At 64.1% G+C, this 824-nt stretch carries 2 protein-coding genes; one reads left to right on the top strand and one right to left on the bottom strand.

Annotated elements, in window-relative coordinates; all coding sequences use genetic code 11:
• Nucleotides 1-200: hypothetical protein (locus DID96_RS39490; RefSeq protein ID WP_221624645.1), on the bottom strand; the 200-nt coding region annotated here is incomplete at its 3' end.
• Between the two features lie 13 nt (nt 201-213).
• Here DID96_RS39490 and DID96_RS39495 point away from each other — a divergent pair.
• Nucleotides 214-824 (top strand): hypothetical protein (locus DID96_RS39495; RefSeq protein WP_221624646.1); only part of this gene is annotated, 611 nt, incomplete at its 3' end.

Below are 824 nucleotides of genomic sequence, written 5' to 3' on the forward strand. Positions count from 1 at the left end.
GTGGTCAAGCTCGTCGACAACGAACCCACGCCGCTCTGCGCCGTGCTGATGCCGGCTGCGGCCGACGTCGACAGGCTCGTCACGGTGCTATTGGTCGTATTCAAGCCCGTCGACAGCGAAACCACATCGCTCGATTCCAGCGTCGACAGTGCGCCGAGGCTGCTGTTGGTGGTGGTCAGGCTGGTCGACAGCGAGCCCACACCGCTTTGCGCCGTGCTGATCCCGGCCGCCGCTGAGGTCGACAGGCTCGTCACGGTGCTGTTGGTCGTGTTCAAGCCCGTCGACAGTGAAACCACGCCGCTTTGTGCCGTGCTGATCCCGGCCGCCGCCGACGTCGACAGGCTTGTTACGGTGCTGTTGGTCGTGTTCAGGCCGGTCGACAGCGACCCCACGCCGCTTTGTGCGGTGCTGATGCCGGCTGCCGCCGAGGTCGACAGGCTCGTCACGGTGCTGTTGGTCGTATTCAAGCCGGTCGACAGCGAAACCACATCGCTCGATTCCAGCGTCGACAGTGCACCGAGGCTGCTGTTGGTGGTGGTCAGGCTGGTCGACAGCGAGCCCACACCGCTTTGTGCCGTGCTGATGCCGGCTGCGGCCGAGGTCGACAGGCTCGTCACGGTGCTATTGGTCGTATTCAAGCCAGTCGACAATGAAACCACATCGTTCGATTCCAGCGTCGACAGTGCGCCGAGGCTGCTGTTGGTGGTGGTCAAGCTCGTCGACAACGAACCCACGCCGCTCTGCGCCGTGCTGATGCCGGCTGCGGCCGACGTCGACAGGCTCGTCACGGTGCTATTGGTCGTATTCAAGCCCGTCGACAGCGA

This window comes from Burkholderia sp. Bp8963 (assembly GCF_003854275.1).
Classification (GTDB): domain Bacteria; phylum Pseudomonadota; class Gammaproteobacteria; order Burkholderiales; family Burkholderiaceae; genus Burkholderia.